This is a genomic window from Kribbella sp. (assembly GCF_035687465.1).
Lineage (GTDB): Bacteria > Actinomycetota > Actinomycetes > Propionibacteriales > Kribbellaceae > Kribbella.
On the sequence record NZ_DASRXP010000188.1, the window covers coordinates 1 to 6407 of the forward strand.

At 69.6% G+C, this 6407-nt stretch carries 8 protein-coding genes; 3 read left to right on the forward strand and 5 right to left on the reverse strand.

Going from position 1 to position 6407, the window contains the following annotated elements; all coding sequences use genetic code 11:
- The 3 genes from VFG33_RS09430 to VFG33_RS09440 all read left to right on the forward strand — a co-directional run.
- A partial coding sequence (locus tag VFG33_RS09430; protein ID WP_325024547.1) for an ornithine cyclodeaminase, nickel-pincer nucleotide-dependent occupies positions 1-1155 on the forward strand: 1155 nt, incomplete at its 5' end.
- Between the two features lie 135 nt (positions 1156-1290).
- Positions 1291-1428, forward strand: coding sequence for a VOC family protein (locus tag VFG33_RS09435; protein WP_325024560.1), 138 nt, complete (start codon positions 1291-1293; stop codon positions 1426-1428).
- Between the two features lie 48 nt (positions 1429-1476).
- Complete coding sequence (locus VFG33_RS09440) at positions 1477-2226, forward strand: enoyl-CoA hydratase-related protein (protein WP_325024549.1); 750 nt, start codon at positions 1477-1479, stop codon at positions 2224-2226.
- 6 nt (positions 2227-2232) lie between these two features.
- Here the strand turns inward: VFG33_RS09440 and VFG33_RS09445 are convergent, their stop codons facing one another.
- The 5 genes from VFG33_RS09445 to VFG33_RS09465 form a co-directional block, all read right to left on the reverse strand.
- A complete protein-coding gene (locus VFG33_RS09445) occupies positions 2233-2679 on the reverse strand; it encodes an SDR family oxidoreductase (RefSeq protein ID WP_325024550.1) in 447 nt (148 codons plus the stop codon).
- 153 nt (positions 2680-2832) lie between these two features.
- Complete coding sequence (locus VFG33_RS09450; protein ID WP_325024552.1) at positions 2833-3552, reverse strand: endonuclease/exonuclease/phosphatase family protein; 720 nt, start codon at positions 3550-3552, stop codon at positions 2833-2835.
- Positions 3549-4721, reverse strand: a complete 1173-nt coding sequence (locus VFG33_RS09455; protein WP_325024554.1) for an ROK family glucokinase — start codon at positions 4719-4721, stop codon at positions 3549-3551. Before VFG33_RS09455 ends, VFG33_RS09450 begins: the two co-directional genes overlap by 4 nt.
- Before the next feature lie 88 nt (positions 4722-4809).
- The gene (locus VFG33_RS09460) at positions 4810-5781 is read right to left on the reverse strand and encodes an ROK family glucokinase (RefSeq protein ID WP_325024556.1); all 972 of its coding nucleotides are present in this window, start codon (positions 5779-5781) and stop codon (positions 4810-4812) included.
- On the reverse strand, positions 5772-6266 hold the full coding sequence (locus tag VFG33_RS09465; RefSeq protein ID WP_325024558.1) for a hypothetical protein: 495 nt from the start codon (positions 6264-6266) through the stop codon (positions 5772-5774). Before VFG33_RS09465 ends, VFG33_RS09460 begins: the two co-directional genes overlap by 10 nt.
- Positions 6267-6407: the final 141 nt, after the last annotated feature.

Sequence of the window (6407 nt, forward strand, 5' to 3'; positions counted from 1 at the left end):
ATCCGGGGGTACGGCGGCGACTACACGCTGGACAAGTTCGTCCTGGGTTACGACAAGGAGGACCCGTCCACGGTCCGGATGACGGTCGGCGCCGAGGACGACGAATCCCTGCAACGGCTGCTGATGCGGATCCAGACCAAGGGCGCGAACCTGGTCGATCCCGGCACGCCGGAGATCTCCGAGGTGACCCAGGACGGGGTGTTCCCGGACGGGTTCTACTCGACCACCAACCTCCCGACCAGCGTGCGGCTGAACGGCCGCTGGGTCACGGTGCAGCACCCCGAGATGGACTGCGGTCTGCTGGTCGAGGGTGAGACCGTGCGGACGATCCCGATGTCGGACGTCCGGGCCGGGATGCGGATCATCTCCAGCGCGCAGGGCGTCAAGGTCACTCCCCCGCTGATCGCGAACACCGAGGAATCGTTCGGCTTCATGGAGTCGGACGTCTCCAGCGAGAAGCCCCAGCGGGTGCTCGTCATGCAGGTCGCGGACGGGATGCGCGAGGCGAAGGCGAACGGCCAGAAGGTGCTCTGGGTCGGCGGTCCCGGCATCGTGCACACCGGCGCCGCACCGGCGATGGTCGCGCTGGTCGAGGCCGGCTTCGTCGACGTACTGTTCGCGGGGAACGCACTGGCGACGCACGACATCGAGTCGTCGCTGTACGGCACCTCGCTCGGCGTCGACCTGGCCCGCGGGCGAGGTGTCGAGCACGGTCACGAGCACCACATCCGCGCGATCAACACGATCCGCAAAGCGGGCTCGATCGCCGACGCTGTCGCTACCGGGGTCCTCAGCTCGGGAATCATGCACTCCCTGGTGAAGAACGGCAAGAGCTTCGTCCTGGTCGGCTCGGTCCGCGACGACGGCCCGTTGCCGGACGTCTACACCGACGTCCTGGAAGGCCAGCGCGCGATGCGGGCCGAGCTGCCTGGCGTCGGCTACTGCCTGATGGCGGCCACCATGCTCCACTCCGTTGCCACCGGCAATATCCTGCCCGCCTCGATCCCGCTGACCTGCGTGGACATCAACCCCGCCACCGTGACGAAGCTCGCGGACCGGGGCTCCTCCCAGGCCCGCGGCATCGTCACCGACGTCGGCTTGTTCATCGAACACCTGGCCCGCGAGCTCGCCCCGTCGTACGCCGAGGCCAAATAGCCGGTACGCCGCTCGCCGGGGTGATCTTGTCGGTGCTGTGGTCCATGGTGGATTCATGGCACTGAGAACGAAAGCTCACTGGTTCGGCGTCGTGCTCAACTCGCCGGCCCCACAGAAGCTCGGCCGGTTCTACCAATCGCGGTCGATGATCTCGACCAGGCGGTCGCCCACGCCCTCGAAGCCGGTGCCGAGTTGCCGTCGTTCCAGCCGCAGGACGACGTCCGGGTGATGCTCGATCCGGACGGGCACCCGTTCTGCCTGTATCTGGACTAGTGGTGCGGGTTACGGCATGGCTGTCCGGGGCAGGGCAAGATGGCGGGCATGACGGAACTGGTGCACCTGGCTGTGGCCGAAGGCGTCGCGACGATCACGCTCGACTCGCCGCACAACAAGAACGCGCTCTCTCAGCAGCTCACCGGTGAACTGCTTGCCCACCTCGCCACGGCTGGGGAGGACGACGCAGTGCGGGTGATCGTGGTCCGGTCGGCGGGTGACGTGTTCTGCTCGGGGGCGGACATGTCGGAGGCGACCACGGTCGGCATGGGGGTCGGCGCGCAGCGGATGGTCGACGTCCAGCGCGCGATCGTGGCAAACCCGAAGCCCGTGATCGCCCGCGTCGCCGGGCCGGTCCGAGCCGGCGGCATCGGCATCGTCGCGGCGGCCGACCTCAGCATCGCCGCCGACACCTCGAGCTTCGCCTTGACCGAGGTACGCCTCGGACTGGCCGCGGCGACGATCTCCCTGACCGTGATCCCGCGGCTCACCGATCGCGCAGCAGCCCTGACGTTCCTGACCGGCGACGGGTTCGACGGCACCGAGGCCGCCCGGCTCGGCCTCGTCACCCGGGCCGTCCCCGAGCAGGACCTCGAGGCCGCGCTGGACGACGTCCTGAAGTCGCTCCTGAAGGGCGTGCCGCAAGGTCTGCGCGAGACCAAGAAGCTCCTCAACCGCGAGCTCCTCGCCGACATAGATGCCCGCGGCACCGACCTCGCCGAACTCTCCGCAAGCCTCTTCGGCTCCCCCGCCGCCCAGGAAGCCATGCTCGCCTTCCTCAATCGCAAGAAGAAGTAAGTAGAGCTAGCCGGCGCGCCAGCCGCCGTTGCTGGTGAGCAGCTGGCTGTTGATCCAGCCACCTTCCGGTGAACAGAGGAAGGCAACCAGATTCGCGGTGTCCACCGGGCGCCCGGCGCGCTTCAGCGGGTTCTCGGCGGCGAACTGCTCCACCATCTCCGGTGCCATCCAGCCGGTGTCGATGGGGCCCGGGTTGATCACGTTCGCCGTGATGCCGAGGTGGCTCAGCTCCTGCCCCGCGGCGAGGGTGATCCGGTCCAGCGCGCCCTTGCTGGCGCCGTACGGCAGGTTCCCGACCGTGTGATCGCTGGTCAGCGCGACGATCCGGCCGTCACCGTACGGCGCGTCGTACTGCTCCGCGAACGCCTTGATCAGCAGCCAGGTAGCCCGCGCGTTCACCGCGAAGTGCCGGTCGAAACTCTCGATCGTGGTGTCCAGGATCCCGCTGTCCACCGACTCACAACATCCCAACCCGTCGCCGCCAGCCCCTCAGCGAGCCCGGCCCCGATACCGATCCGTCGCCCGACCCCTGTCACCAAAACCACCGGCCGCTTCGCATCGCTCATACGACCATCCTGGTGGCGGCATCCCCACCACACAAAGGATTTAATCGGTTGGAAGGGTGAGCTCGACCAGCATGGGGAGGTGGTCGGAGCCAGCGGCTAGGTCGGCGCGGGTGATGCCTTCGATCGAGTCGAGGGGGATTACGCGGCCGGTCAGGCCGGGTGAGAGGTGGGCGCCGTCGATGCGCTTGACCGGGTTGTCGGAGTGGAACGTCGGGCCGGCATCGACGCCGAGGTCGGTCAGACCCTCGGCGGCCAGGCGGTCCCAGACCGGGCCGCCCGGTTCTTCGTTGAGGTCGCCGACCAGGAGGTAGGGCAGGTTGAAGGACTTGCAGCCCTTCAGGACCTGATCGAGTTCGTGCTGCCGGCCGCGAATGTGCAGGCCGAGGTGGCACACGACCAGCGCCAACTCGACGCCGCCGAGAACCACCCGTCCGCCGACCGCACCACCTGGCAACTGGGTCGCGATCAGCCGGAGCCGGCGCCGGACGAATGGACGCCACACCCGCCAGTGCAGCGGTTCCACGAGATCGGTGCCGTCGGCAACCAGGATCGCGTTGCGCGCCGACGCAGCGACGTACCGGAGCCCGAAGGTGGCCGCCATCGCCTCGCGTTTGCGCCTGGTCCCCCACCAGGTCGGCGCCTCCTGGATCAGCGCGTAGTCCGGCGCACAGGAGCGCACCACCCGGGCCAGGGCGTCGCGATCGTCGCCCCAGCGATGCACGTTGTACGACAGCACCCGCAGCGACGGGCCGGCGCTCATGCGTCGGGTTCACCTTGCAGCTCGGCGGGCTGCTTGAGCTGCAGATCCGATTCGTTCAGTTGCAGGTCCGTCTCGGGCGTCGCCGCCCGCATCCCGGTACGGCGGCTCGCCGACTTCCGGGCCGCTCGTTCGAGCCGGGTCACCCGACCACTCCGGGCTGCTGTCTTCGCCGTCACCGCCGTGGTCTTCACGCGGACCCGGCGCAACCAGGTCGCCTCCTCGCGAGCCAGATCCGCCGCGCCGACCATGCCGGCCTCAGGACCCAGTACTGCGCGAACGATTCGTGCCTCGGGGCGGAACCCCCGGCCGGTCAAGGTTCGTTTGAACGCCTCGCGAGCGGGCGCGAGCAGCAACTCCCCCGCATCGGACACGCCGCCACCGATGACGAAGGTGCCGGGGTCGAGTGCCGCGGCGAGGTTCGCCAGGCCGATCCCGAGCCAGCGGCCGACGTCCTCCAGGAGTTCGACCGCGACCGGGTCGCCTTCCTTCGCGAGCTCGGTCACCATCGGCCCGTTGATCTTGCGGGGATCGCCCTCCGCCGCGCGGAGCAGGTTGTGCGCGACCGGCGAACCGGACAGCGCCAGCTCCCGGGCCTCGCGGGTGAGCGCGTTCCCGGAGGCGTACTGCTCCCAGCAGCCGCGGTTGCCACACTCGCAGCGATGCCCGCCGGGCACCACCTGCATGTGCCCGAACTCGCCGGCGATCCCGAACTTGCCACGCTGCAGAGCGCCGTCGTTCAGGATCGCGCCGCCGATCCCGGTACCGAGCGTGACGCAGACCAGGTGGCTCTCCCCCTGGCCGCCACCGAAGCGCCACTCGGACCACGCCGCCGCGTTCGCGTCGTTCTCGACCACCACCGGCAGACCGAGGCGGCGCTCCACCGCGTCCCGCAGCGGCTCGTGCCGCCAGGCGAGATGCGGGGCGAACAGGACGGAAGACCTCGTGCCGTCGACGAACCCGGCCGCGCCGATGCCGACCGCGATCACGTCGTGCCGCGACTCCAGGTCCCGGACGATCTCCGCGATCGCGTCCTCGGTCTCCCGCGGGTCCTTCGTCGGGGTGTCCCGACGCAACCGGTCCAGGATGTTGCCCTCCGGGTCGACCACGCCGGCAGCCACCTTCGTGCCACCGATGTCGATCCCGATCGTCAGTGCCTGCGTCAGAGCCATCGCACGACCCTCCTAGCCGTACCCCCGGAACCCCCTGCAGCACTACCCAGCCAACCACTTTCCGCCAACTGCGGCCAATGTGAGCTGCTCACCGGTGTTTCTCCGGGGCGGGGGCGGGGCGACGGGCCAGGTCGGCGGCGCCGATGATGCCGGCGTCGTTGCCGAGCTCGGCCAGCCCGAACTTCGGGTGCGGCCGGTTGGCCTTGGCCGGCAGGTTCTTCTCGAAGGCGACCTGGGCAGACCTCAGCAGCAGTTCCTTGGCCGCGCTCACCCCGCCGCCGACGACGATCGTGGTGGGGTCGAAGAGCGTCGCGATGCTCGCCAGCCCCTCCCCCAGCCACCGGCCGAGGTCGTCCAGCAGCTCCACCGCGCAGGGGTCACCGTCCGACGCCGCCTTGGTGATCATCGGCCCGGTCAGCTCGGCGGAATCGGTGATCCCGCAGACGCTCAGCATCTGCGCCGCCGACAGCGAACCCGAGTCGGCCTGCGCCCGGCCTTCCCGGACGAGAGCGCTCCCCGAGGCGTACTGCTCGATGCACCCGCGCGCGCCACAACCACACCGGTGCCCGCCCGGCACGACCCGCATGTGCCCGAGCTCGGCCGCGACCCCGTTCGCGCCGCGCAGCAGTTCGCCGCCGATCACGACGCCGCCACCGATCCCGGTCCCGACCGTGATGCAGACCATGTGCTCGACGTCCTTCGCGGCACCGAAGGCGAACTCGCCCCAGGCGGCCGCGTTGGCGTCGTTCTCCACCACCACCGGAACCTGTAGTACTTCGGCGACGCGGGCGCCGAGTGGTTCGTTCCGCCAGGCGAGGTTCGGCGCGAACAGCACGGTCGAACGGTCCGAGGAGACGAAACCGGCGGCGCCGATCCCGACCGCCTCCACGTCGTGGTCCGCGATCAGTTCAGCTGCCGCGTCGCAGATCGCCTTGGCGATCAGGTCGACCGACTCCGCCGGGGTGTCGCGGTGTGCGCGGGCCCCGATCTTGCCGTCGAGGCCGACCACACCGGCCGCGATCTTCGTACCGCCGACGTCGATGCCGATGGTCAGTCCCATGGTTCGGGGTCCTCACTCACGTCGATCCGGTCCACCTTCGACCGGGCTGGGCGTTCCGGATCCTCGGGCACAGCATCCTCTGGCGAAGGCCGCTGCGCCGCGGACCGCGACTCGGCGTCCGCCCGGGCCTGCCGCGCAGCCTCCGCGGCAGCCTCCAACAACGACCGCACCGAGCCCAGAACCCCGGCGGCAGCCGTCGACAACTGCTCAACAGTCTCCGGACTGGCATTCCGAACCTTCGCGATCAACTGACAAACAGGACACCACTGACACTCAGCCCCGCCGTGCCCATCCCGTACGCCGTGCTCCGCGCCGGCCGATTCGTCATCCGCAGGCTCAGGTGATTCCTCACCTGTATCCCCCGCGGGCTCCTGCTCGGTGTGTGTCGGGTGGTCGCCGGCTTTCGCTTCGGCGGCGGCCTGCTGGAGTACGGCGAACAGCTTCGCCGCCTCTTCGGCAACCGACCCGACCTGTTCCTTGCTCACCTGGTGCACTCCGTAACGGCCGCGGGCTCCGGTTCGAACTGCTCACTCAGCTGCTCCCGAATCCCCTGCGCCAACCCCGGCGCCGACTCGGTTGGGGACTCGAGGGGGGTAGAGGCCCTCGGCAACTGTTCTCGGGGGGCG

What these genes read in the sequence shown, in the direction of transcription:
- VFG33_RS09440 (WP_325024549.1), top strand. Translation starts at nt 1,477, where the DNA reads ATGACGGAACTGGTGCACCTGGCTGTGGCCGAAGGCGTCGCGACGATC.
- VFG33_RS09450 (WP_325024552.1), bottom strand. Translation starts at nt 3,552, where the DNA reads ATGAGCGCCGGCCCGTCGCTGCGGGTGCTGTCGTACAACGTGCATCGC.
- VFG33_RS09455 (WP_325024554.1), bottom strand. Translation starts at nt 4,721, where the DNA reads ATGGCTCTGACGCAGGCACTGACGATCGGGATCGACATCGGTGGCACG.
- VFG33_RS09460 (WP_325024556.1), bottom strand. Translation starts at nt 5,781, where the DNA reads ATGGGACTGACCATCGGCATCGACGTCGGCGGTACGAAGATCGCGGCC.